A 22,437-nucleotide genomic window follows, 5' to 3' on the forward strand; every position below is an offset into this window, starting at 1 on the left:
CCACCTACCCGCTGGCGGGGTCCTCACGCCGTGGGACAGGCTGGGTCCGTGACGGCTGCAGCGCAGGAGCGCTTCGCGTACGGACCGGGCACCGCGCTGGTGGTGGTGGACGTCCAGGTCGACTTCGCCGACCCGGCCGGATCCCTGTACGTGCGGGGCGGTGAGGACGTCGTCCCGCTGGTGAACGCCGAGGTGGAGTCCGCGGTCGCCGCTGGGTCACCTGTGGTGTTCACGCAGGACTGGCACCCCGAGCACACCCCCCACTTCGCCGCCGACGGCGGGATCTGGCCGGTGCACTGCGTCGCCGGCACCCCGGGCGCGGAGCTCCACCCCGACCTGGTCGTGCCGGAGGCCGCACCGCGGGTGCGCAAGGGCACCGGCGCGGAGGACGGCTACTCCGGCTTCTCGGAGCTGGACCTCGCCTCCGGGCGCCGCGAGGCCACCGTGCTGGGAGACCTGCTCGACGCGCACGGGGTGGAGCGGATCGTCGTCGTCGGGCTCGCCGGCGACTACTGCGTCAAGGCCACGGCCCTCGACGGCGCCGTCCGCGGGCTGGCGGTCCGGGTGCCGCTGGAGCTGACCCGCTTCGTGCAGCTCGCCGACGGCGACGACGAGCGCGCGGTCGCCGAGATGCGCTCCGCCGGCGTCGAGGTGCTCTGAGGGACCTCAGGCCTCCCGGCGGTCGCGCAGGAGCACCGGGGCGCATCCGACCAGCGCCGCGGCGGCGACCACCGCGAAGACCGCCTCCCAGGGGTTGGGCCAGCCGCTGGCCAGCCACGACCCCACCGCGGCCGCGGTCCCGGTGGCAGGCACCCACAGCGGGACGACCCGGGCGCGCCACAGGCCCCACAGCAGCAGGGGCCTGCCGACGTACCAGCCGGCCAGCAGCAGCAGGAACCCGACCGCGACCCCCGGCGAGGACTCCACCGCCTCCGCAGCGGCGAGCGCGGCGCCGTCGGGCAGACCGGCTGAAGCCAGCGCCACCAGGTCGAGCTCGCCCAGGCCGACGGCGACCATGCCCACCGTCCCAGCGCCGGTCATGACCGCACCGGTCACCGCCAGCCCGGCGCGCCGGCCTGACCTCGCGGCAGCCCCGCCGAGGGCCGCCACGGCGGGCAGGAGCACCAGCCCGGTCGCCGCGAGCGCGAGGCCCCACGCGGTCCAGCGCCCGGGCGCGGCCTGCGCGGCGGCCAGGGCGCCGGCCGCACCGTCGCCGGTGACCTCGGGGTCGAGGAGGCCCACCGCGACGAGCAGGGCCGCGCCGATGACGAGGGACGCGCCCGCCAGGCGGGTGCGCCGCAGCGGCCTCCCGGCGGCCGGACCGCCAGCCGGACCGCCAGCACTGCCTGCGGCGGTGGTGGAGCTCCTCGGGGACTGCTGGGTGCGGGTCATGCGGGCCTCCCTGTCGGTGGAGCCCGGACGCTAGGGACGGCGGGTGCCCCGCGGACCCGCCGCGCGCGGGAGGCGCCTCCTCCCTTCGACGGATGACGCCGCAGCCCCCACGGGCCTACCGTTCCGCGGTGCCCGGGGCGGCGGTGGTGCGGCGGTGGGAGGTCGCCCTGCCGCTCGCGCTGGCGGCGGCCGCCCAGGCGGAGCTGCACCTGCCCCACAGCGCCGACCCCGGCCCCCTGGAACCGGGCAACGCCGTCGTGGCCCTGCTGGCCACCGCTCCCCTGGCCCTGGCCCGCCGGGCACCGGTGGCCCCGGTGGTCGCCGCCGGCGCCTGGGCCGCCGAACCGCTGCTGCTGCCGGTCTCCAACACCTTCGCCCTGGCGCTGTCGGCGGTGGTGCTCGCGCCCCTGCTCGCTGTGCTGGTGGCCCGCAGCCCCGGCCGCGCCGCGCTCGCGGCGGGGTCCGTGGTGGCGCTCGTGGTGGCGCAGGGGTTCCTGGACGGCAGGTTCGGGCTGGGCGGCGCGGTGTCCAACGGCGTCTTCGCCGGCTCCGCCGCGACCCTCGGGGCGGTGCTGCGCCGCCACCGCACCTCGCGCGCCCGGGCCGAGGAGCGGGCCCGCGACGAGCGCCGGGCCCGGGAGAGGGCCGACGCGGCCCTGGCCGAGGAGCGGGCCCGGATGGCCCGGGAGCTGCACGACGTGGTCGGGCACGCCCTCAGCGTGGTGGTCCTGCAGGCCCGTGGCGCGCGGCGCGTGCTGCCCACGGACCCGGCCACCGCCGCGCAGGCCCTCGACGAGGTCGAGCGCGCAGCCGGACGCGCCCTGGCGGAGATGCGGCTGCTCGTGGGGGTGCTGCGCCCCGGCGGAGGGGACGGCTCGGCTCCGCACCCAGGTCCCGGTGAGCTGCGGGCGCTGGTGGCCTCGGTGCGCGCCACCGGTGCCCGGGTGAGCGCCGACCTGCCCGACCCCGCGTCGCTGCCCGCCGGCGCCCTGGGCGTCACGGTGCACCGCATCGCGCAGGAGGGACTGACGAACGCCCTGCGGCACGCTCCCGGCCACGCCGTCCACCTGTCCGTGCGCGCGCAGCCGGACGTCGTCGTCGTCGAGGTGCTCGACGCCCCGCCGGGTGGGCCCGCGGGGACCGGCCCGACGCCTCTGGTCCCGGGAGTGCCGGGTGGTGCGGGCCTGCTCGGCGTGCGCGAGCGCGTGGAGCTCTTCGGCGGGGAGCTGGCAGCCGGCCCGACGTCCGAGGGCGGGTGGCGCCTGCGGGCAGCGCTCCCCACGGGCGCGCCCTCCGTGCTGCCCGGCGTCGACGGGGCGGTGGCCCGGTGACGCTCCGGGTGCTCGTGGTGGACGACGAGCGGCTGGTGCGCGCGGGGTTCCGCATGGTGCTGTCCACCGAGCCGGGGGTGGAGGTGGTGGGCGAGGCCGCGGACGGGGCCGAGGCCGTGGCGGCGGCACGGGCGCTGCGGCCAGACGTCGTCCTCATGGACGTCCGCATGCCGCGCGTCGACGGCGTGGAGGCGACGCGGAGGATCGTCAGGCTCGACCCGGCGCCAGCGGTGGTGGTGGTGACCACGTTCGACCTGGACGAGCACGCCTACGCGGCGCTGCGCGCCGGCGCGAGCGGGTTCCTGCTCAAGGACGCTCCCGAGCAGCAGCTGGTCGCGGCGCTGCGCACCGCGGCGGAGGGCGTCTGCCTGCTGGCGCCGTCGGTCACCCGCCGGCTGGTCGAGGCGCTGGCACCACCGCCACCGCGCCCCGGGGGCAGGGGCCCGGTGGAGCGGGCCGGGCTGACGCCGCGGGAGACGGAGGTGCTGCGCCTGGTGGCCACGGGCCGGTCGAACGCCGAGATCGCCGCGCACCTCGGCGTCGGGGAGGCGACGGTGAAGAGCCACGTCTCCAGCGTGCTGGCCAAGCTGGGCCTGGTGAGCCGCTCGCAGGCGGTGGTGGCCGCCTACGAGTCCGGGCTGGTGCGCCCCGGCGGGCCCAGCTAGGGCTGCCGGGCCTCAGGCGCGGGAGACGGTGAAGGCCAGGAGGAAGCCGAGCGCGGTGATGAGGCCCGTGAGCAGGTGCGTGCGCTCGAACGCCTCCGGGACCATGGTGTCGGCCACCATCGCGAGGATCGCACCGGCGGCGACGGCGGTGATGACCGCGACGAGCTGGGCCGGGGCGCCGTCCAGCAGCAGCGCCCCCAGCATCGCCGCCAGGCCGCTGGCCAGCGCGATGCCTCCCCACACGCCGAAGACGTAGCGGGCGCTGCGCCCGGCGCGGCGCATGCCCGCCGCGCTGGACAGGCCCTCAGGGACGTTCGAGATGAACACCGCTGCGAGCACGCCCACGCCCACGCCACCACCGCTGAGCAGCGACAGGCCCAGCACCACCGACTCCGGGACGCCGTCCAGCAGGGCACCGACGGCGATGGCGGCACCGCTGCCGGAGTCCTCGTCCTCGCTCGGCTGCTCGTCACCCGAGCGCTTGCGGTGTCGGGCGCCCAGCCTGGCCAGCAGGGCGTTCGCGGCCACGTAGACGACCGCCCCGCCGAGGAACCCGCCCGCGGTGGCGGCCAGGCCTCCGGAGCGCTCGGCCTCGTCGACCAGCTCGAAGGCCAGCGCCGAGATGAGCACACCGGCACCGAAGGCCATCACCGACGCGACCACCCAGCGCGGCACCGGGACGAACCACGCCACCGCGGCCCCCAGCACCAGGGCCAGCCCTCCGACCAGCCCCCACGCCCCAGCTTCCAGCCACACCGGCACCGCACCGCTCCCGTCACCCGTCCCACGGCCCGGGGTCTCGAGCGACGACACCCGCGACGCTAGGCACGCCGCGCCCGGACCGCAGGTCGAGGTGGCGGTCACGATCGCGTCACGGCGTCCGCGGCGGTGCAACGGGCCGCTGCGCCAGCGGCGTCCTGCGGGCATGACCAGGCGCAGCGCTCCCCTGTCCGGTGTGGTCGCGCTCGGCGCGGCCGCCGCCATCGCCCTGTCCGGCTGCACCGCGGGCGGCGGCTCGGCGGGCTCCGGCGCCGGGGGTGAGGCGGCCCCCGCCGCCGGCGCCGTCGGTGACGTCGGCACGTCCGGCGGGGGCGACGCGGGCGGAGCCGCCGCGGCCGCCGCCGCCCCGGGCGCGGGGGCGGGCGGGGAGCTGGCTGCCGACGCCGCGCGGCAGGTCATCACCACCGCGTCGGCGAGCCTGGTCGCGGACGACGTCGCCGCCACCACCGGCCGCATCGCCGTGCTGGTGGAGGGTGCGGGCGGCCGCGTGGAGGAGCGCGCGGTGCAGACCCCCGAGGGCGGCCCGGCCTCCGCCAGCCTGGTGCTGCGGGTGCCCGCGGACCGGCTGAGCACCACCGTGGACGGGCTGGAGCGCTTCGGCGCGGTGAGCGACGTGACGGTCAGCGCCACCGACGTCACCGCCCAGGCCACCGACCTCGACGCGCGGATCGCCGCCCTGCGCACCTCCACGGACCGGCTGACGCAGCTGCTCGCGGGAGCATCCAGCACCGACGCGCTGGTGGCCGCCGAGAGCGCCCTCACACAGCGCCAGGCCGAGCTCGACTCGCTGGTGCAGCAGCGCTCCCTGCTGGCCGGACAGGTGCAGATGGCCACGCTCACGCTGTCCGTCCAGGGGCGCGCCGCAGCGCCGGAGGCGGGTCCGAGCGACTTCGCGGACGGGCTGGGGTCCGGGTGGCGGTCCCTGGTCTCGACGCTCGGCGCGGCCCTCGTGGTGGCGGGCGTGCTCCTGCCCTGGCTCGTGCTGGCGGCGCTGCTCGGCGCCGCGGTGCTGGGGGTGGGACGGCTCGCGCGGCGCCTGCAGCGCCGCGGTCAGGGGGCCGCGGTGCCCGCGGGGGCGGACGGCGACGAAGCACCCTGACCCGCCTGGCCCCGCGCCGGCGCGAGGCCCAGCTGGTCGAACGTCCACACGAGGCCGTGGGCGATGCCGAGGGCCGCGAAGTCCCAGTCGTGCTGCTGCCCGGCCTCGACGTCGTGCTGGACCGGCAGGCCCTTCGCCTCCAGCTCGGCGACCAGCCGCGAGGTCTCGCGCGCCGAGACCGGGTCGCCGTCCTGCGCGGTGCCCAGGTACACCGGCGTCCTGCGGGTCATCGTCAGCTGCGGCAGGTAGCGGTCCGGGGAGACGGCCCGGTACTGCGCCTCGGAGGTGAGGGCTTCGCGCCCGCCCCGGCCCGGGTTGCCGAAGGCCTCCAGGCCGATGATCGCGCCGAAGACGTCCTGGTGGCGCAGGCCCAGGTCGACGGCGCAGTAGGCGCCCATGGACATGCCCGCGTCCACGCGGTGCTCCGGGTCGGCCCGGGTGGCGTAGTGGGCGTCGACGTAGGAGACGACGTCGAGGACGTGCGTCTCGACCTGCGGGCCGCCCGGCCGGGTGCTGTCGAGGCACTCGGTGTCGTCGGTGTCCGGCGCGGTGAGGTCGGGGGCCACGAGCACGACGGGCGGGATGAGCCCGTCGTGGATGAGCACGTCGGCGGTGTGGGCGACGTCCCCGGCGGTGAACCAGTCCGCGGAGGAGCCCGGCTCGCCGTGGAAGAGGTAGACCACGGGGTAGCGCGTGCCGCCCGACGCGCCGGCACCGCCGCCGTCGTACCCCGGTGGCGTGTACACCCACGTCTGGCTGGGCTCCAGCCCCGACCCGGCCCGCAGCGGCACCGAGACCTGCGTGACCGTGCCGTCGGTGTCGGGCACCCGGCCGCTGGCGAGCGCCTCCACCGCCTGCGCCGAGGGCAGGTAGCCGGTCCACGCGTTGACGCCGGCGGCCACCGCCGCGGCGAGGGCCACCGCGGCGGCCACGCCCGGCAGCCAGTGCCGGCGCCCCCGCGACCGCAGCCGGACGCCGAGCAGCACCAGGCCCAGCGCCAGCGCGGCGAGCACCGCCGCCGGCCACCAGGTGCCCAGGAGGCCCTCGCGGTGCTGCAGCTGCTGCAGCACCGCGTCCGGCAGCGCGTCCTGGACCATCGCCGATCATCATGCGCTGCGCGCACCGGGTGCGCTCGGCAACCACCTGTACGACACCTGGGTGTTCTGGCGGCCGCCCTTCAGCCCCCCGTCACGGGTGTGGTTCAAGATTCCCTCTCGTGGACATGCTCGTGCGCCGAGACCGCCGACGCCGCGTCGCAGCGCTCCTGACCGCGGCGGTGGGAGCGCTGGCCCTGCTGTCGGCCGTCCTGCCGCCGCTGCGCGACCGCCTGGAGACGCTCATCGGGCTGACGCCGTTCCTCGTGCCCGCCACCGCGGCCGGGGTGACGGCCCTCGCCGGCTGCACCCTGCTCGTGGTGGCCCGCGGGCTGCGGCGCGGCAGCCGCCTGGCCTGGGTGGCGGCGCTGGCCCTGCTGGCAGTGCTGACGGTGCTGCACCTGGTCAAGGGCATCGACGTGGAGGAAGCCGTCATCACGGCAGCCGTCGGCGGCTACCTGGCGACCCAGCGGCGCGCCTTCCCCGTGCTGCCCAGCCGAGCCGTGGCCGTGAGGGCGGTGGGGCTGAGCATCGGCGGTGCCCTGGTGGCCGTCCTCGTGGCCGCCGCGATCGCGGTGAGCTTCGGCGGGCACCGCCACCACCACCAGTTCGGGGAGACGGCCCGCGAGGCCGCCGGTCGTCTCGTCGGCGTGGAGGAGGCGCGGCGAGTGGGTGTGCCCGCGGGCGTCGTCCCCGGGCTGGGTCCGGCCTCCAGCCGCGTGCTGCCCGTGGTGGGCGTGGGCCTGGTCTGCTCCGCGCTGTGGCTCCTGTTCGCGCCGCGCCGCGCCCCGCGGCTGTCCCGGCACGACCACGACCGCGAGCGCGAGCGCGCCCGCCACGTGGTCGCCCGCTGGGGCGGTGACACGCTGGCCTACTTCGCGCTCCGGGACGACAAGGACTGGTTCTTCTCCGGCTCCTCCGTGGTGGCGCACTCGGTGCGCGGCGACGTCTGTCTGGTCTCCCCCGACCCGGTGGGGCCTCCCGAGGAGCGGGAGGCCGTCTGGGCCGACTTCCGCGAGTACGCCGAGCGCAACGGCTGGACCGTGCTGGTGATCGGGGCCTCGGAGACCTGGCTGCCGGTCTACGAGCGCACCGGCATGCGCGGGGTGTACCTCGGCGACGAGGCCGTGCTCGACTGCCGCACCTTCACGCTGCAGGGCGGCCACATGAAGTCGCTGCGCCAGGCGTTCAACCGCGTCGGCCGCGCCGGCGTCACCTACGGCTTCCACTCCCCCGCCTCCCTCACCCCGGAGCTGCGCGCCGAGCTGGCGGCCCTGAGCGTGCAGAGCCGGCGCGGGGAGGCGGAGCGCGGCTTCTCCATGACGCTGTCGCGGCTGGCCGAGCCCGTCGACCCGGACCTGCTGCTGACGCTGGCGCACCAGGCGCTCGAGGGCGGCGGCAGCCGCCTCGTCGGCTTCATCCAGTGGGTGCCCGCCGCCGACGTCGACGGCTGGTCCCTCGACGTCATGCGCCGCTCCACCGACGAGGACCTCCCCTCCGGCATCGTCGACGCGATGATCATCGCGACCGCCGAGCACGTCCGCGACGCCGGCCAGAAGGGCCTGGGGCTCAACTTCGCGGTGCTGCGCACGGTGGTCAGCGGCGAGCAGGAGGGGCGCGTGCCGGAGATCGCCCGCCAGGTGCTCACGCGCCTGGGCAGCCACTCCCAGATGGAGTCGCTGTGGCGCTTCAACGCCAAGTACGACCCGGCCTGGCGCGCCCGCTACGTGGTGGTCGACGACCTCGCCCAGCTGGCCACCGACGGCCTGGCGATGGCCCGCGCCGAGGGACTCACCGGCGAGCTGCCGCTGGTCTCGGCGATCCCCCGCCTCGGCGAGCAGCTGCAGGGCGTGGGCACCGCCCTGCTCGAGCGGCTGCCCGGTCGTTCGCGCGACGAGGACCCCGAGGACGAGGACGAGGACGACGACGCCGCGCCCGGCGGCGGCGCTTCCCCGCGATGAGCGGCGCTGCGGCCCTGGGCCTGGCGGCGGCCCTCGTGGCCGCCGCGGGGTACGGGCTGGCGTCGGTGCTGCAGGCCGTCGGGGCGCGCCGCGCCGAGGCCGCCGCCGCGCCGGGGGCGGGTGCCGCGGCCGCTGGCCTGGCGCGCCAGCCCGCCTACCTCGTGGGCGTGGTGCTGGACGGCGCGGCGTGGCTGGTCTCGCTCGTGGCGCTGCGCGCGCTCCCGCTGTTCGCCGTCCAGGCCCTGCTCGCCGGCTCCCTGGCGGTCACGGCCGTGGTCGGCGCCCGGGTGCTGGGCGTGAGGCTGGGACGCAGCGGCGCGGTGGCCGTCGCCGTCGCCGTCGTCGGGCTGGCGCTGGTGGCCGGGGGCGCCCGGCCGGGCCGGCCCGAGCCGGCACCGCCCGGGACCGCGGGCTGGTGCCTGGCGGTGGCCGTGGTCCTCGCGCTGCTGGCGGCCGTGCCGGCCAGCTGGGGCGGGCGCTGGCTCACGGGCCGCACCGGAGCGCTGGTGCTGTCGACCGCGGCCGGCGTCGGGTACTCCGTGGCGGCGCTGTGCGCGCGGCTCGTGGAGCCCGCGACCCCTCTCGGGCTGCTGGCGGAACCGGCGACGTGGGCGGTCGTGGTGGCCGGGGTCGCCGGGACGCTGCTCTACGGCAGGTCGCTGGCCGGGGACGGCGTCGTGCTCGCCACGGCGGCGCTGTGGGTGGTCGAGGTGGTGGTCGGCGGGGCCGCGGGGCTCCTGCTGCTCGGTGACGGCGTCCGCGCCGGCTGGACGCTGCCCGTGGTGGTGGGCGTGGTGCTCGCCCTGGTGGCGTGCGTGCAGCTCGCCCGCCCCGCGGCGGCCGCGGGCCCGCCCGGCTGAGCCCGCGCCGGGGCGGCGTCAGCGCGGCAGCGCGAGGTCGGCCAGGACCGGGGAGTGGGTGCTCGGGCCCCGGCGGCCCTCCCAGGTCCTCAGCGGGACCAGGCCCGCCACCAGCACCACGTCGACCCGCGCGAGGCCGGGTCCCGGGCCGCGCGTCAGCTGGGGGCGGCGCCCGACCTCGGCCTGGACGTCCTCCAGGCCCTGCCCGGTGAGCACGCGCAGCGGCCGGTTCAGCTCGGAGGAGTTGATGTCGCCCGCCACCACCACCAGGTCGCCCTGCGCCTGGCGCTGCGCCGCGAGGTCGGCGTAGCGCTGCGCCTCCGCCACCCGCACCCGCGCCGACTGCGAGGTGCCGCCGGCGGGGTTGTAGCCGTCCGCGTCCCCGTCGCAGAGCAGGCACGGGCTGGCGAGGTGCACCGACAGCACCGACGTCGGCCGGCCCTCGACGTCCAACCGCACCAGGTCAGCCGGGCGCGCTCCGGCCGGCAGGCCCGTGACGGGCTCCACGGCGGTCACGGGGAAGCGCGAGAGCACGGCGTCGCCGTCGCGCTGCCGGTCGTCGAGCGGCCCGAAGGAGCGGTACGGGTAGGCGTCGGCCAGCTGCCGGTCGAGCGCGCCCACCTGCCGCGGCGTCAGCTCCTGCAGCAGCAGGACGTCGGGGTGGTGCTGGGCGGCCAGGGCGAGCACGCCGTCGGTGCCGGCGCCGTGGGTGGCGTTGTAAGTGGCCACGCGCAGGTCGGCCGGGCCGCCCGGGGGCACGGGCCAGAGCAGCGGCCCCCACGTGCTGGCCGCCACCACCGCCGGCGCCACGAGCGCGGCCGCGCCCCGCCACCACTGCCTCGCCAGCGCCACCGCCAGCAGCGGCACGGCGGGCAGGAGCCACCAGAACGCCACCAGCGCGATCGCGTAGGTCTCGGCGGTGGAGTCGCCCAGGACGGCGACGGCGAGCAGCGCCAGGCTCGCCGCGGTCCCGTAGCGGCCCGCCCAGGCGCTCAGGCCAGCTCGCCGTCGAGGTAGGTCCACCGGCGCTGCTCGCGCACGAAGCGGCTGCGCTCCCGCAGCACGCCGCGTTCGGCGCCGCTGCGCCAGCGGGCCTCGAAGAGCACGGTGCCCTGGTCGTCGAAGGGACCGCCGCCGGCGGTCTCGACCACGTCGAGGCGCAGCCAGCGCTGCTGCTCGTCGAGGCGGAGCTCGTCGGGCCCGGGCCTGGTGGAGGCGTGCCAGGTGCGGGCCAGGTACGCCGTGTCCCGCAGCGCGAACGCGCTGTACCGCGAGCGCATGAGCGCCTCCGCGGTGGGGGCGTCCGCCGCGCCGCGGTGGAACCGGCCGCAGCACGCGTCGTAGCGGTCACCGGACCCGCACGGGCAGCGGGTGTCGGAGGTCGTCCCTACGGTGCCCGCCATGACGTCCAGTGTGGGGCCGCACGCGGAGCGGCCGACGATGCCCGAGGGCTACGGGCTGCCCGAGACCACCGACGGGGTGCTGGAGTGGGCCGCCGTCGAGGAGCGGCTCGTGGCCGCGCAGCACTACTGGCTGGCCACCGTGCGGCCCGACGGGCGCCCGCACGTCGTGCCCCGCTGGGGGGTGTGGGTGGACGGGCGGTTCTGGTACGACGGTGCGCCCACCACCGTCCACGCCCGCAACCTCGCCACCAACCCGGCGTGCACGCTCAACCTGGAGAGCGGCGCGCAGGCGGTGGTGGTCGAGGGTGAGTCGCGTTCCGCCCGCGCCGACGCCGACGGACTCGGCGCGCGGCTGGCGGGGGCCTTCGTGAAGTACCACGACGCCGGCTACTCCCCCGGCGCGGACGCGTGGGCGGGCGAGGACGGCGGGGGCCTGCGCGTGCTGGTGCCGCGGCGGGCGCTGGCGTGGTTCTCGTTCCCCACCGACTGCACGCGCTTCACCTTCGGCTGACGCAGGCGGTGACGTGTGAAGGGCCCGACCTGGTGGTCGGGCCCTTCACGGGGTGGGGTGCCGCTCTTCGGGACTTCTGGAGAGCGACGAGTGGAGGTGGCGGGAATCGAACCCGCGTCCGCCGTCGTACCCCCAGGGCTTCTCCGGGTGCAGACCGTGAGTCGTTCTGCTCGGCCCCAGCGCTCACACGGACGTTGCGCTGACGGGCCCAGTCACCTTGGTTTCCCACCGACCCCGGTGACACTGGTCGGTGGTGGAGCCCCCTAGCTGACGCCGGTACCCGGGCCGGGAGCACTCCCGGGCCGACGGACTTTCACCTCAGCTGATCAGGCAGCGAGAGCGAAGTCGGTGCTCTTGGAATCGGCACCTATGGGTTTGCAAGGAACGTTAACGAGATGACCTTGCCTTCTCGACCCGCTTCCCCTGGTTCGACGATGCGACGTCGAGACCTGGCACCCCCTGTGGAGTTGTGCAGAGCACTCTACGCGCTCCGTGGTGTGCAACGCCTCCGAGCACCTCGCCTGTTCCCGCACACGTCGGCGCGCAGCCCCAGACTGGTGGGGTGGACGACGACGAGGTCGGTCAGGTGGTGGCGGTCGAGCGGCAGCTGCAGCGCTCGCTCGGCGCGTGGGTCGGGGTGAGCGCGGTGGGCGGTGCGGCCGCGATCGCGGTGGGGCGGTCGCGCGAGGACCCGCTGCTGCGCGCCTTCGGCCTGCAGACGCTGCTGTGGGCGGCGGTGGACACCGGGGTGCTCGCGGCCAGCGCGCGCGGCGGGACCGCACCCGCGGGTCGGCTGCGGAGGCTGCTGCTGGCCAACACCGCCGCCGACGTCGGGTACGTGGGCGTCGGGGCGGCACTGGCGGTGCGCCCGGACCGCGTGCCGCAGCGCCTGCGCGCGCGGAGCGGGTCGGGCCGCCGACGCACCAGCGACGCCGCCCTGCGCGGCCACGGCCTGGCGGTGGTGGTCCAGGGCCTGGCGCTGCTGGTCATCGACTCCGCGGCGGTCGCCCGCCTGCGCCCGTCCCGCTCCTGACCACTGCCCTGCACCGGGACGATCATGCAACTGCGCGCCACTCCCACGCGGTGATCGTGGCGATCGGTCGGCCGCTGCCGGTCCAACGGCCGATCGATCGCCAAGGCCCGGACAGCGGAGCGCGATCGCACGCCCCCGGAGCCGGGGACTGGACAGGCTGAGGTCCGGCTACAGGCCCTGAGGCGGCGCTCGGCCTGCACACCGGGTCTCAGACTCCCCACCGAGCGCGGCGACCTGGCGCGCAGGCGCATGATCGACACCGTTTGCTGGCCGGGGGCGGGGCCAGCTCGGTGACGGGACCACGCAGATGGCCCCTTGGGCGCGCAGATGGCCCCTTGGGCGCGCAGATGGCCCCATCGGTGGGATTGATGGGGCCATCTGCGCATCGATGGGGCCATCTGGGCACCGCTGCGGGCGGGTCAGGAGGTGGTCGGGTCGCCGACGCGGACGACGACCTTGGACCCCATCCCCTTCGCAGCCTCCTGGACCGTCCGCAGCTGCAGCAGCGCCGGGTTCTCGGCCAGCACCCGCGCCGCGTTGGCGAGCGCCCGCGTGGCCGCGACCTCACCGCGCGCCCGCTCGAGCGCGGCCTGGCCCTCCTGGACCGCGGTCGCCGTGGCGAGCAGGGCCCGGCGCAGCTCCCCCGGCACGCTGACGTCCCGGACCGACGCCTCGGCGACGGTGACACCCAGCCGGGCGGCCTCCGCGGCGACGCGCGGCGTCAGGACCTGCGCCGCCGCCGGGCGCTCGGCGAGCAGCCCAGCCAGCGGAGCCGACGCCGCCCAGTCGCGCACGGCCAGCTGCAGCGCCATCCGCAGCTCGGCGACCGGGTCCGCGGACGCGTCGAGGAAGGCGACCGGGTCGGTGACCGCCCACCGGGCGGACGCGCTGACGCGCACGCCCGGGACATCAGCCGCAGCGAGCTCCTGACCGGTGAGGACGAGCAGCTGGTCGCGGACGTCGACCACCTCGACCGTGCGCCGGTGCCACCGGCCGCGCAGCCGGTGCCGTCCGGCACCGAGGACGGCGACGACGCGGCCGTCGTAGCGGACCACCGCCCTGCAGCCCTCCCGGACCACCTGGTGCTTGGTGAACACGCTGCTCGCCTCCGTCCGTCGTCGTCGTGAGCAGCACGACGGCGACCGGGGCCTAGCGGCCCGGACGGGCGCCGACGGCGCACAGGTCCGAGCACAACTCGCCGCCCCCTCGCGGGCGCGGCAGGGCCACCGGTCGCCGTCCGGTGAGAGAGGTCCTGAGCCTCAGCGCGTGACGAGCGCCAGCATCCGTGTGCTGCGCTGCCCGCTGGTGCGGGACGCGACCGGTGATCCACCGGGGCGCCGCTGGTCGGGCAGCTCGACCATCATGACGACGACGGCGACCCGCCGGCCAGGGGTTTTCCGCGGCCGACGCGGACGCGGCGGAGGGTCAAGGGGTGAGCACGAGCTTGCCGCGCACGTGGCCGTCCACCTGGGCCTTCCACGCGTCAGCGGCGCGCTCGAGCGGGAACGCCTCCTGCACCTCCACGCGCACCGCGCCCTCGGCCACGAGGGCCGCCAGCTGCGCCAGCTGCTCAGCGTGGGGGACGACGAAGCAGTAGACGCCGCCGGCCTCGGCCACGGCCTGCGGGTCGACGTTGGACGCCGTGCGCGCCGGGTCCTTCGCGAGCTCCGCGGACTGGCGGATCGCGTCACCGCCGATGTAGTCGACGGCGGCGTCGACGCCCTCGGGCGCCAGTGCGCGCACGGCGTCGACGAGCCCGTCGCCGTAGAGCACGGGCTCGGCGCCGAGGGAGCGGACGAAGTCGTGGTTGCCCTCGCTCGCCGTCCCGATGACCCGCGCGCCCCGGGCCTTGGCGATCTGGACGGCGAGGTGCCCGACCCCGCCGGACGCGGCGTGCACGAGCACCGTGTCACCCGAGCCGGCCCGCACCGCCTCCAGCGACTGCAGAGCGGTGAGCCCGGCCAGCGGCAGCGCACCGGCGGCCTTCCAGCTCACCGACGGCGGCTTCAGCGCCCAGTGCCGCTGGTTGCCGGCCACGAGCTCGGCGTAGCAGCCGTCGCGGACGAAGTCCTTGCGGAGGTAGCCGAGCACCTCGTCACCGGGGGACAGGTCGTGCACCGCGGGGCCGACGGCCTCGACGACGCCGGCGGCGTCCCACCCGGGGATGGTCGGCAGGAACGACGGGAAGGCGCCCTGAAGGTACCCGGCGCCGATCTTGAAGTCGACGGGGTTGACCCCGGCGGACTCCACGCGGACGAGCACGGAGTCGGGGCCGACCACGGGGTCGGGCTGCTCGCCGACCTCCAGCACCTCGGGACCGCCGTAGGACGAGTGGTAGACAGCGCGCACGGCTCACCACCCTGCGCCGCGCCCCGCTCCCCCGCGACTCGGAGGTGGACGAGGAGCGCTACTCGCCGATGCGGGTGCGGTTGCGCATGGCGCGCTGCGCCTCGCGCTCGTCGGTGGCGGTGCGCAGCGCCTGGCGCTTGTCGAAGGTCTTCTTGCCCTTCGCCACGCCGATCTCCACCTTGGCCCGCCCGCCGCGGAAGTACAGCTGCAGCGGCACGAGCGTGTAGCCGGACTGGCCGGCGGCCTGCGCCAGCTTGTCGATCTCCGCGGCGTGCAGCAGCAGCTTGCGACGGCGGCGCGGCTCGTGGTTGGTCCACGTGCCCTCGGTGTACTCGGGGATGTGCACGGCCTCCAGCCACGCCTCGCCCCGCTCGACCTCGGCGAACCCGTCCACCAGCGACGCACGGCCCTGGCGCAGGGACTTCACCTCGGTGCCGGTGAGCACGAGCCCCGCCTCGAAGACGTCCTCGATGGCGTAGTCGAAGCGCGCGCGGCGGTTCGAGGCCACCACGGTGCGCGTGGTGGTGTCACGGCCGGTGGCGGCAGCGGGCTTGTTGGTCTGCGGCGCGTGCCACTCCCCGCGCCCACCTCGTCCGGCCATCCGTCCAGTCTACGGAAGCCCGCCACCGGGTTCTCGGCCGTCATCGGGCGACACCACGGCTGCCGATGGCGGTGGAGGGCCACGGCTGCGGTTCCAGGGCTGGTCCCAGGAGGTCCGACCACCAGACCGGGTCGTGGACGGACGAGGCCAGTCGCGCTGCGCACGGGCTGCGGGCCGCTCGGCGAGGCAGAGCCGTCGGAACCTGCAGCGGTCCACTCGCCCTCCGTCCGCCGGTCCTGTCCGAGACGGACCACCGAACGGGTCGAACACGACTCGCGCACCCCCCGTGACGACGACGGGGGCTCAGCGGCACGGGATCCGGTCGTTGAGCAGTGGCTGGCCGGCACGCGAGTGTGGTTCCAGGGCTGCGGCGCCCGTCCGCCAGTGGCGAGCTCTGGCCGACAGTCATCCGTCTCAAGGTGGCGTCGGCAGGTGCCGACGTGGAGGAGTGGCCTGGTTCCAGCCCTACACGCCCACCACCGCCACGCGGTGGCTGCGGGCGACCCTGCTGGTCTTCGCCGCCATCCCCTTGCTGAGCGCCCCGTGGAACCATCCTTCGGCGGCGGTCCTGGCCGTCCCGGTGCTGATGAGCGTGGTGTGCGCCGCGGCAGCTGTGGCCACCTCGCGGGGATGGCGCCCAGGACGGTGGGCGTGGGCGGGATGCCTGCTGGCCAGCACCGTCCTCATCACCCTGTCCGACCTGGCGACAGAGGACGCTGCCGCGACCGGGCTGGTGGTCTTCCTGGTTCCGAGCGTCCTGGCAGCCGCACTGCTGGAACGACGTGGAGCGTGGACCACTTCCACGTGGTCAGCTGCCGGCGCCCTCATCGTCTGCGGGCGCCTGCTCCCGCCCCAGCAGGCGGTCACCACCTGGGCCACTCTCGCAGGAGTGCTGGCACTGCTCACGGCTCTGCTGACGCGCGCAGCTCACCACAACCACCACCTCAACGCTGAGCTGCGCCGCCAGGCAGCAGTGGACTCACTGACCGGGCTGGTCACCCGGAGAGTCCTCGACGGGGCCCTGTCAGCGGCCCTGCACGGTGCAGCAGCAGCACGAGGCAACGGCCTGCTGGTCATCGACCTGGACCACTTCAAGGTCGTCAACGACACCTACGGCCACCACGCCGGCGACGAGGCCCTCAGGCACTGCGGTGCCGTCCTCGCGGCAGCGGTCGGCCCCGCCGCCGTGGTCAGCCGCCTGGGTGGTGACGAGCTCGCAGCACTGGTGCCCGGTGCTACGTACGACCAGGTCGCCGCCCTGGCCACCGCGGTGGTGCAGAACGTGCGGGCTGCACCGCTTCGCGTGGTCGGACACGAACCGATCACGTTGACGGTCAGCGTCGGCGGTGCGCACAGCCCCACCAACGCCACCAGCAGCGAGGATCTGTACAGGGCAGCTGACCGGGCCCTGTACGTGGCGAAACGGGCTGGGCGAGACCAGGCGCACACCGCGAGCCTGGACCGTGCCGTCGGCGAGGTCAGCGCTTCTGCTCCCGTCACAGGCTGAGGGGCGGCGTGCCCGGACGACGGCCGACAGCGTCCGCTCGGCGGGTGGTCAGCGAGACACCCGCGCCCTCGACGGCCGATCCGTCCGGACACGACTTCCAGGCAGTGCCCACCTGACCGGTCCCACCGCGGCGATGTGGCGCTCACGTCCGTCTCGAGCCGTGACCGGTCAGCTCTCGCCCGAGCCGCCGTCACCGTCGCAGCGACAGCGACAGGACCCCAGGACGATCCACGACGCCGCTCCGCGCGCAGAACCACATGACGCCTGGACACCTCAGGGGAGGGTGTGCAGCAGGTGCATGGCTAGGCTCCCCCAGCATGGTCGCCACTGCGCAGCGCCGGACCTGGCGATGGACCTGGCTGCTGATCGGGTGGGGCCTGGTCGCGGTAGGGGTCGCCCTGCACGCTGCGGCGGCCGCCACCACCGCCGCCGTTGACCCGCTCGTCGACGTGGTGACCTCTGCGGTTCAGCACGGCTGGGTGCGCGCAGCCGCATGGGCGGCGGTGACTGGAGGGGCCTTCTTGGTCGTGACCGGATGGTCCCGGCGCCCGTCTGAGCCCGTGGATCTCGAGGAGTCCTGAACTCCCCGCCCCCGGGAGGAAGTCAGCGCTCGGGTCGGCGGCCCTGTGGCACTCAGGGATCCGTTCCGAGACGCCTCGGAGCCCGCGTCGCCGAGGAGCGCTGAGGCGCCCGGAGCGCCCGGTCACCGGTGCTCGTTGCTTCTCCGTGTGCGAGGCGGTGTTCACCCTGCCGCTCACCTCTGGGCCGGGAGCACCGGTAGATCCTCATCGACGTCGCAACGCGCCTCGGCCCCGCTGCTGGCTGGTCGGCCCGTGGCTGAGGGACGCCCGCGCGCGCGAGCAGCGGCAGCCGGCCCGTCAGGACCAGTAGAGGCGCCACCAGCTGGCGCCGACGAGCGCCGGCGCCAGCAGATCGGCGGCCGCGGCGACCGGGCCGGGCAGGTCGTCCGTGGCCAGCAGCGGCGCGGCGGCGACGAGCTCGCGAGCCAGCTCCCGCGCCAGTGCGAGATCGGCGGGCGGGCGGGCCACGCGCAGCACGAGGTCCTCGTCCAGGAGCCCGACGACCTCCGCGCCCCACCGCTCCTCCCAGTGCCGCAGCGCGCCCGCGAGGTCGAGGGCGGCCAGGTCGGCGCCGCCGGGCGCCCAGCCGAGGACGGCGGGCACCTGCCACGCCGCGGTCGCGGGCAGCAGGGCGACGGGATCGTCGCCCTGCTGCGGCGCGAACGCGCCGACGAGCTCGGCGCGCACCGAGGCCACCGCTGCCGGGGACGGCGGCCCGTCGCCGTCGCGCTCGTCGTCGTCGGCCCGCAGGAGCTCCCACCGGTCGGCGAGCCACGCGCGGCCGTCGGCGGCGATGGCGGTGGCGGCGAGCTCGTCTGCGGGCGCGGGCGGGTCGCCGAGGGCGTCGTCGTCAAGGGCGTCGTCGAGGACGACGGGCCACCACGGCACCTCCCGTTCGGCAGCCCGGGTGGCCAGCGCGTCGCGCAGCGCAAGCGGAGGGGCGCCCTCAGCCTCGACCACCCACGCCCGGACGCCCGCGAGGTCGCGCGTCGCCGGTACCCCCGCGCCCGCCACCCCGGCCAGGAGCGCCACGACGTCCGGCGGCGGTGCGCTGGCGCCGCCGGGCCCGACCAGGCGGCCCCGCGCGGCGCCGCCCGCGGCCGCGGCGGGGGCGGCCCCGGCGCCTCGGGAGAGCGCAGTGGTGATGTCCTCGGCGGGTACCCCGGTCAGGGCGGCGCGCAGCCGGGCAGCGAAGGACGGCACGCCGGCGGACCCTAGCGGCGCAGGTGGTCCGCGAGGAAGGCCGTCGTCCGCTCCACGGCGCGCTGAGCCACTTGTGGTCAGCGCCGTCGAGCAGCTCCAGCTGCACGGAGGCGCCCGCTGGGACCAGCGCGACCGTCAGCCGCTCCGTGCGCTGTCGGTGCTTGAGGACACACGCCGCGACGACGCAGGTCCTCGTTGGCGGATCGTCCAGGAAGCAGCCCGGAGTCCGATCCGTCTCGCCCGGGCAGCGGTCGTCAGCGAGACGGTGCCCGGAGCGCGGTCTCGCTGCGGGCCTGCGCGTCCTCCCGGCGACACCGGTCAGCTCGTCCCACGGCGGGCCGTGCGGGTCAGGTCTGGCCGGCCCGGGTGAGGGGGCGGGTGGCCCCGGTGAAGGTGCCCGGCGTCGTCCCGAGCGTGCGGCGGAAGTGCCTTGTCAGGTGGGCCTGGTCGTGGAAGCCGGCCAGCGCCGCGGCCTCGGTGGGCGTGTGACCGCCCAGCAGCATCCGCCGGGCCAGGTCGACCCTGCGGCCCACCACGTAGCGGTGGGGCGGGATGCCGTAGGCCCCGGAGAACACCCGCACCAGGTGGCTCGGGTGGGCCCCCAGCAGCCGGCCCGCCTCGACCAGCGTGAAGGTCTCGGTCAGCCGGTCTTCGAGCATCTCGCGCAGCCGCCGCGCGAGCGGCGCGTCGCTGACCGGGCTGGGCGCCTGGCCGAGGTGCCCGAGCAGGCTCTCGCGCAGGTGGAGCAGCGCTGCCTCCGCGCTCAGCGCCTCGCGGGAGTCGAGCACGGACGCGTGGAACTCAGCGGCGGCCGCCAGCGCGGCCTCCCCTGCGGCGGTGGGCAGCGCTGCCGCCGCGCCCACGGCCCACGACGGCAACCAGCTCTCCTCGACGTACAGGACCCGCTTGCGAAAGGCGCGTCCACGCATCGCCGAGCGCCCGTCGTGCGGGACACCCGGGGGAAGCAGCGTCACCGAGGCGGGGGCAGCCAGGTGCGACTCGCGACCCAGGGCGTAGGTCACAGCGCCGTGGTCCACGAGCAGCACCGTCCACTCGGCGTGCGTGTGCGCGAGATAGGCGTGGGTCTCGAAGCGGGCGTGCAGCACCTCGCGGACGAGGGGCACCGGCGGGCGCCACACCTGGACCTGCTCGGCCACGTCAGGAACGTACAAGACCCCGCCGCCGGCCCGGCTGCACGCTGGCGTGGTGGACACAGCACCAGCAGCGCCCGCGCCCGTCGTCGTCGAGCCTGAGGTGTTCGACACCAAGGTGGTCATCGTCCTGCGCGAAGGGCTGCTGCCCTGGCAGGAGCTCAACGTCACCGCCTTCCTCGCCAGCGGCATCGCGGCCAGCGCGCCGGGCCTGGTGGGTGAGCCGTACCGCGACGCGGACGGCGGCACCTACCTGCCGATGCTGCGCCAGCCGGTGCTGGTGATGACGGCCACCGGTGAGCAGCTCGCCACCGCTCGGGCGAAGGCGGCGCGGCGGGAGGTCCCGACGGCGGTCTACACCCGCGAGCTCTTCTCCACCGGCCACGACGCCGCCAACCGGGCGGCCGTGGCCGCCGTGGCTGCCGACGACCTCGACCTCGTGGGACTGGCGGTGCGCGGGCCCCGCAACGCGGTGGACCGCATCACCAAGGGTGCGCGCTTGCACCCCTGATGCCGCTGCCGGCGCCGGCGGGAGCGCTGCACCCGACGACGTGCCGCTCCGTCTCGAGCAGCGCCTCGCCATGGCCGCGCTGCTGACCGGTCGAGGCTCCCGTCCGTGAAGGCGCACCCCTGGCCGGTGGCACCGGCCCTGCGCCTGCGGTCAGAGCCAGCCGGCCATGGCGTCCGTCGGGGACCCGTCCACGCGCACCTCGAAGTGCAGGTGGCACGCGGTGCCCACGCCGGTGCTGCCCGAGTAGGCGACGAGGTCACCCTTCTTCACGTCCTGCCCCGACCGCGCCACGAAGCGCGACAGGTGCGCGTACGCGGTGGCGACGTCGCGACCACCGATGGTGCCGTGGTCGATGACCAGGATGTTGCCGTAGCCCGTGCCCGGCCCGGCGCGCACCACCTCGCCGTCGGCGGCGGCGTACACCGGCGTGCCGCAGGCCGCCCTCAGGTCCGTCCCGGCGTGCAGGCGGCGCACGTGGTAGACGGGGTGGATCCGGTAGCCGAAGCCCGAGGTCACCGTCATGGACGCCAGCGGGTTGCCCAGGACGCCCCGCTGCGGCGCGGCCGAGCCTCCGCCCCCGCCCGAGCCGCCTCGGGCCCTGGCGCGGGCGCGCAGCTGGGCGGCGATGTCGTCGCTCTCGGCCTGCGCCTGCGACACCTGCTGCTCGTACGCGCGCTTCTGCGCCTCGATGTCGGCGAGCGCCTGCTCCTTGGTCGCCTCCAGCGCCGCCAGCTCGTCGGTCGCGGCCTGGGCCTGCGCCTCCGCGCGCTGCGTCTCCACCAGGTGGTCCGCCGCCTGCTGGCGCAGCTCCGCCATCTGCTGGCGCACGGCCTCCAGCCGCTCGGCGCGGTGCTGCTGCTCGGCGCGGACCTGCGCGAGCCTGGCGGTGGACCCCTGCTGCACGCGGGTCGCGGCCTCGACCAGGGCGAGGCGGTCGGCCAGCTCGCTGGGGCCCTCGCCGCCCATGACGGCCGCGGCGAGGCCGGCGTCGACGCCACCACCTCGGTAGGTGGCCGAGACCAGGCGCGAGACGCGCTTCTCGGCCTCGGCGAGGTCCGACTCGCCCTGCGCCAGCTCCTGCACGGCCACCTGCTCGGCGGCCTCGGCGGCCGCCAGCTGCCCCGCCAGCTCCACGTCGCGGTCCTTGGCGGTGCGCACCTCGGTCTGCGCGGTCTCCAGCGCCGCCTGCGCCGCGGGCTGGCGGGCCTGCACGTCGGCCAGCTCGGCGGCAGCCCGCTCGGCGCGCTCGCCGGTGTCGGCCAGACCCTCCTGCGCCTGCGCGAGGGCGTCCTTGAGCTGCTGCTGCTTGGCCTTGAGCTGCGCGACGGTGTCCGCGCTGGCCGGAGCCGCGCCTTCCCCGACCCCGGCCGCGCCGGCCGCACCGACGAGCAGGGCGACCGCCAGCGCGAGCGCTGGCAGCCGTCGTCGTCGTCCTGATCCCCCCACGAGACGGCTCAGACGCGCAGGTAGCGCGACAGGGTGGTGACGGACGCGGTGCCGGCCAGCAGCACGGCGATGCCCAGGAGCACCGGCGCCACCAGCCACACCTGGTGGGTGCCGACGTAGCCGAACAGCGGCAGCGCCTCGACCAGCCAGCCCTGCACCCCGAAGCGCACGGCGGCGTACAGCGCGCCCACCGCCAGACCGGCGCCGACGACGGCGGCGAGCACGCCCTCGAGCAGGAACGGCAGCTGGATGAGCAGCTTGGACGCCCCGACCAGGCGCATGATGCCCGTCTCGCGGCGGCGGCTGAAGGCCGACAGCCGGATGGTGGTGGCGATGAGCAGCGCCGCCGCGACGATCATCACGACGGCGAAGCCGCCGGCCACGGCCGTGGCCACGTTGAGCACCGTGAAGAACGGGTCGAGGACGCGGCGCTGGTCCTGCACCTCCTCCACGCCCGGCGTGCCCGCGAAGAACTGGGTGACGACCTCGTACTTGGTGGGGTCCTTGAGCTTGACCCGGTAGGACTCGTTGAGCTGGTCCTCGGTGGCCGAGTCGGCGATGGCGGTGCCCTTGAACTGCTGCTGGAACCTCTTGTACGCGTCCGCCTTCGACTCGAACTGCACCGACTCGACGTACGGCGCGAGCGTGGGCGACTGCAGCTCGGTCAGCACGGCCTGCCGCTGCGCGGCCGTCACCTCGCCGCTGGTGCAGGTGGGCGCCTCGGAGTCCTTGGCGCACAGGAACACGGAGACCTGGACGCGGTCGTACCAGTAGTCCTTCATCTGCCCGACCTGCAGCTGCAGCAGGCCGCCGGCACCGACGAAGACGAGCGAGACGAAGGTGACGAGGACCACCGAGACGGTCATGGCCACGTTGCGGCGCAGGCCCGTGAGGATCTCGCCGGCCAGGAAGCGCAGCCTCACCAGGCCACCCCCTGCGGACCGGTCTGGACGGGCTGG

At 76.1% G+C, this 22,437-nt stretch carries 23 protein-coding genes and 1 other RNA gene; 11 read left to right on the plus strand and 13 right to left on the minus strand.

What is annotated here, in order from left to right; translation table 11 throughout:
* Window positions 1-48 precede the first annotated feature (48 nt).
* Entirely contained in the window at window positions 49-660 is a 612-nt protein-coding gene (locus tag FHN55_RS06855; protein WP_218974415.1) for an isochorismatase family protein, read from the plus strand.
* A 6-nt stretch (window positions 661-666) separates the two neighbouring features.
* On the opposite strand, the gene FHN55_RS06860 is transcribed toward FHN55_RS06855, so the two are convergent.
* The gene (locus FHN55_RS06860; RefSeq protein WP_139711493.1) at window positions 667-1,392 is read right to left on the minus strand and encodes a hypothetical protein; all 726 of its coding nucleotides are present in this window, start codon (window positions 1,390-1,392) and stop codon (window positions 667-669) included.
* Window positions 1,393-1,520: 128 nt separating this feature from the next.
* Between FHN55_RS06860 and FHN55_RS06865 the strand changes: the two genes are divergently transcribed.
* Both FHN55_RS06865 and FHN55_RS06870 read left to right on the plus strand, forming a co-directional pair.
* On the plus strand, window positions 1,521-2,723 hold the full coding sequence (locus tag FHN55_RS06865) for a sensor histidine kinase (protein WP_180357687.1): 1,203 nt from the start codon (window positions 1,521-1,523) through the stop codon (window positions 2,721-2,723).
* A complete protein-coding gene (locus FHN55_RS06870) occupies window positions 2,720-3,388 on the plus strand; it encodes a response regulator transcription factor (RefSeq protein WP_139711497.1) in 669 nt (222 codons plus the stop codon). The genes FHN55_RS06865 and FHN55_RS06870 overlap by 4 nt, the downstream gene beginning before the upstream one ends.
* 12 nt (window positions 3,389-3,400) lie before the next feature.
* On the opposite strand, the gene FHN55_RS06875 is transcribed toward FHN55_RS06870, so the two are convergent.
* Window positions 3,401-4,150 carry a ZIP family metal transporter gene (locus tag FHN55_RS06875; protein ID WP_139711676.1) on the minus strand — a complete coding sequence of 250 codons (750 nt, stop codon included), beginning with the start codon at window positions 4,148-4,150 and terminating at the stop codon, window positions 3,401-3,403.
* Window positions 4,151-4,313: 163 nt separating this feature from the next.
* Here FHN55_RS06875 and FHN55_RS06880 point away from each other — a divergent pair, with 163 nt between their 5' ends.
* Window positions 4,314-5,267 carry a DUF4349 domain-containing protein gene (locus FHN55_RS06880; RefSeq protein ID WP_139711498.1) on the plus strand — a complete coding sequence of 318 codons (954 nt, stop codon included), beginning with the start codon at window positions 4,314-4,316 and terminating at the stop codon, window positions 5,265-5,267.
* On the opposite strand, the gene FHN55_RS06885 is transcribed toward FHN55_RS06880, so the two are convergent.
* Window positions 5,219-6,364 carry an esterase family protein gene (locus FHN55_RS06885; RefSeq protein WP_139711500.1) on the minus strand — a complete coding sequence of 382 codons (1,146 nt, stop codon included), beginning with the start codon at window positions 6,362-6,364 and terminating at the stop codon, window positions 5,219-5,221. The genes FHN55_RS06880 and FHN55_RS06885 overlap by 49 nt on opposite strands.
* A gap of 125 nt (window positions 6,365-6,489) precedes the next feature.
* Between FHN55_RS06885 and FHN55_RS06890 the strand changes: the two genes are divergently transcribed.
* Window positions 6,490-8,322, plus strand: a complete 1,833-nt coding sequence (locus FHN55_RS06890; protein WP_257570766.1) for a bifunctional lysylphosphatidylglycerol flippase/synthetase MprF — start codon at window positions 6,490-6,492, stop codon at window positions 8,320-8,322.
* Window positions 8,319-9,182 carry a hypothetical protein gene (locus tag FHN55_RS06895; RefSeq protein WP_139711503.1) on the plus strand — a complete coding sequence of 288 codons (864 nt, stop codon included), beginning with the start codon at window positions 8,319-8,321 and terminating at the stop codon, window positions 9,180-9,182. Before FHN55_RS06890 ends, FHN55_RS06895 begins: the two co-directional genes overlap by 4 nt.
* A gap of 18 nt (window positions 9,183-9,200) precedes the next feature.
* Here FHN55_RS06895 and FHN55_RS06900 read toward each other — a convergent pair whose 3' ends face one another.
* On the minus strand, window positions 9,201-10,205 hold the full coding sequence (locus tag FHN55_RS06900) for an endonuclease/exonuclease/phosphatase family protein (RefSeq protein WP_180357689.1): 1,005 nt from the start codon (window positions 10,203-10,205) through the stop codon (window positions 9,201-9,203).
* Window positions 10,175-10,585: a YchJ family protein gene (locus FHN55_RS22585; RefSeq protein WP_180357690.1), complete on the minus strand. Its 411-nt coding sequence runs from the start codon at window positions 10,583-10,585 to the stop codon at window positions 10,175-10,177. Before FHN55_RS22585 ends, FHN55_RS06900 begins: the two co-directional genes overlap by 31 nt.
* Between FHN55_RS22585 and FHN55_RS06905 the strand changes: the two genes are divergently transcribed.
* On the plus strand, window positions 10,584-11,096 hold the full coding sequence (locus FHN55_RS06905; protein WP_139711506.1) for a pyridoxamine 5'-phosphate oxidase family protein: 513 nt from the start codon (window positions 10,584-10,586) through the stop codon (window positions 11,094-11,096). The genes FHN55_RS22585 and FHN55_RS06905 overlap by 2 nt on opposite strands.
* 88 nt (window positions 11,097-11,184) lie before the next feature.
* Here the strand turns inward: FHN55_RS06905 and ssrA are convergent.
* Window positions 11,185-11,556, minus strand: a transfer-messenger RNA (tmRNA) gene (gene ssrA, locus FHN55_RS06910).
* Between the two features lie 102 nt (window positions 11,557-11,658).
* Between ssrA and FHN55_RS06915 the strand changes: the two genes are divergently transcribed.
* Entirely contained in the window at window positions 11,659-12,129 is a 471-nt protein-coding gene (locus tag FHN55_RS06915; protein ID WP_139711508.1) for a DUF6992 family protein, read from the plus strand.
* Between the two features lie 419 nt (window positions 12,130-12,548).
* Here FHN55_RS06915 and FHN55_RS06920 read toward each other — a convergent pair whose 3' ends face one another.
* The 3 genes from FHN55_RS06920 to smpB all read right to left on the minus strand — a co-directional run bounded on the left by FHN55_RS06920 (window position 12,549) and on the right by smpB (window position 15,079).
* Complete coding sequence (locus FHN55_RS06920) at window positions 12,549-13,226, minus strand: SPFH domain-containing protein (RefSeq protein WP_218974416.1); 678 nt, start codon at window positions 13,224-13,226, stop codon at window positions 12,549-12,551.
* 328 nt (window positions 13,227-13,554) lie between these two features.
* Window positions 13,555-14,478 (minus strand): NADP-dependent oxidoreductase, encoded by a 924-nt coding sequence (locus FHN55_RS06925; protein WP_139711510.1) that lies wholly within the window; start codon window positions 14,476-14,478, stop codon window positions 13,555-13,557.
* A 58-nt stretch (window positions 14,479-14,536) separates the two neighbouring features.
* Window positions 14,537-15,079: an SsrA-binding protein SmpB gene (gene smpB / locus FHN55_RS06930; RefSeq protein ID WP_139711512.1), complete on the minus strand. Its 543-nt coding sequence runs from the start codon at window positions 15,077-15,079 to the stop codon at window positions 14,537-14,539.
* A gap of 448 nt (window positions 15,080-15,527) precedes the next feature.
* On the opposite strand from smpB, the gene FHN55_RS06935 reads away from it, so the two are divergent.
* Together FHN55_RS06935 and FHN55_RS06940 are read left to right on the plus strand one after the other, a co-directional pair.
* Window positions 15,528-16,586: a GGDEF domain-containing protein gene (locus tag FHN55_RS06935; protein ID WP_139711514.1), complete on the plus strand. Its 1,059-nt coding sequence runs from the start codon at window positions 15,528-15,530 to the stop codon at window positions 16,584-16,586.
* Between the two features lie 317 nt (window positions 16,587-16,903).
* On the plus strand, window positions 16,904-17,167 hold the full coding sequence (locus FHN55_RS06940) for a hypothetical protein (RefSeq protein WP_139711515.1): 264 nt from the start codon (window positions 16,904-16,906) through the stop codon (window positions 17,165-17,167).
* A 297-nt stretch (window positions 17,168-17,464) separates the two neighbouring features.
* On the opposite strand, the gene FHN55_RS06945 is transcribed toward FHN55_RS06940, so the two are convergent.
* Together FHN55_RS06945 and FHN55_RS06950 are read right to left on the minus strand one after the other, a co-directional pair.
* A complete protein-coding gene (locus tag FHN55_RS06945; RefSeq protein ID WP_139711517.1) occupies window positions 17,465-18,370 on the minus strand; it encodes a DUF4253 domain-containing protein in 906 nt (301 codons plus the stop codon).
* Window positions 18,371-18,717: 347 nt separating this feature from the next.
* Window positions 18,718-19,527: an AraC family transcriptional regulator gene (locus tag FHN55_RS06950; RefSeq protein ID WP_257570751.1), complete on the minus strand. Its 810-nt coding sequence runs from the start codon at window positions 19,525-19,527 to the stop codon at window positions 18,718-18,720.
* 49 nt (window positions 19,528-19,576) lie between these two features.
* Here FHN55_RS06950 and FHN55_RS06955 point away from each other — a divergent pair, with 49 nt between their 5' ends.
* On the plus strand, window positions 19,577-20,032 hold the full coding sequence (locus tag FHN55_RS06955) for a DUF2000 family protein (protein ID WP_139711521.1): 456 nt from the start codon (window positions 19,577-19,579) through the stop codon (window positions 20,030-20,032).
* Window positions 20,033-20,182: 150 nt separating this feature from the next.
* On the opposite strand, the gene FHN55_RS06960 is transcribed toward FHN55_RS06955, so the two are convergent.
* On the minus strand, window positions 20,183-21,478 hold the full coding sequence (locus FHN55_RS06960) for a M23 family metallopeptidase (RefSeq protein WP_139711522.1): 1,296 nt from the start codon (window positions 21,476-21,478) through the stop codon (window positions 20,183-20,185).
* Window positions 21,479-21,486: 8 nt separating this feature from the next.
* Window positions 21,487-22,401, minus strand: coding sequence for a permease-like cell division protein FtsX (ftsX, locus tag FHN55_RS06965; RefSeq protein WP_139711523.1), 915 nt, complete (start codon window positions 22,399-22,401; stop codon window positions 21,487-21,489).
* Between the last annotated feature and the right edge of the window lie 36 nt (window positions 22,402-22,437).

Origin of the sequence: Streptomyces sp. NP160 (assembly GCF_006335115.1) — a bacterium.
Classification (GTDB): Bacteria; Actinomycetota; Actinomycetes; order Actinomycetales; family Quadrisphaeraceae; genus Quadrisphaera.

What these genes read in the sequence shown, in the direction of transcription:
- FHN55_RS06860 (WP_139711493.1), bottom strand. Translation starts at nt 1,392, where the DNA reads ATGACCCGCACCCAGCAGTCCCCGAGGAGCTCCACCACCGCCGCAGGC.
- FHN55_RS06880 (WP_139711498.1), top strand. Translation starts at nt 4,314, where the DNA reads ATGACCAGGCGCAGCGCTCCCCTGTCCGGTGTGGTCGCGCTCGGCGCG.
- FHN55_RS06895 (WP_139711503.1), top strand. Translation starts at nt 8,319, where the DNA reads ATGAGCGGCGCTGCGGCCCTGGGCCTGGCGGCGGCCCTCGTGGCCGCC.
- FHN55_RS06890 (WP_257570766.1), top strand. Translation starts at nt 6,490, where the DNA reads ATGCTCGTGCGCCGAGACCGCCGACGCCGCGTCGCAGCGCTCCTGACC.
- FHN55_RS06940 (WP_139711515.1), top strand. Translation starts at nt 16,904, where the DNA reads ATGGTCGCCACTGCGCAGCGCCGGACCTGGCGATGGACCTGGCTGCTG.
- FHN55_RS22585 (WP_180357690.1), bottom strand. Translation starts at nt 10,585, where the DNA reads ATGGCGGGCACCGTAGGGACGACCTCCGACACCCGCTGCCCGTGCGGG.
- FHN55_RS06905 (WP_139711506.1), top strand. Translation starts at nt 10,584, where the DNA reads ATGACGTCCAGTGTGGGGCCGCACGCGGAGCGGCCGACGATGCCCGAG.
- FHN55_RS06885 (WP_139711500.1), bottom strand. Translation starts at nt 6,364, where the DNA reads ATGGTCCAGGACGCGCTGCCGGACGCGGTGCTGCAGCAGCTGCAGCAC.
- smpB (WP_139711512.1), bottom strand. Translation starts at nt 15,079, where the DNA reads ATGGCCGGACGAGGTGGGCGCGGGGAGTGGCACGCGCCGCAGACCAAC.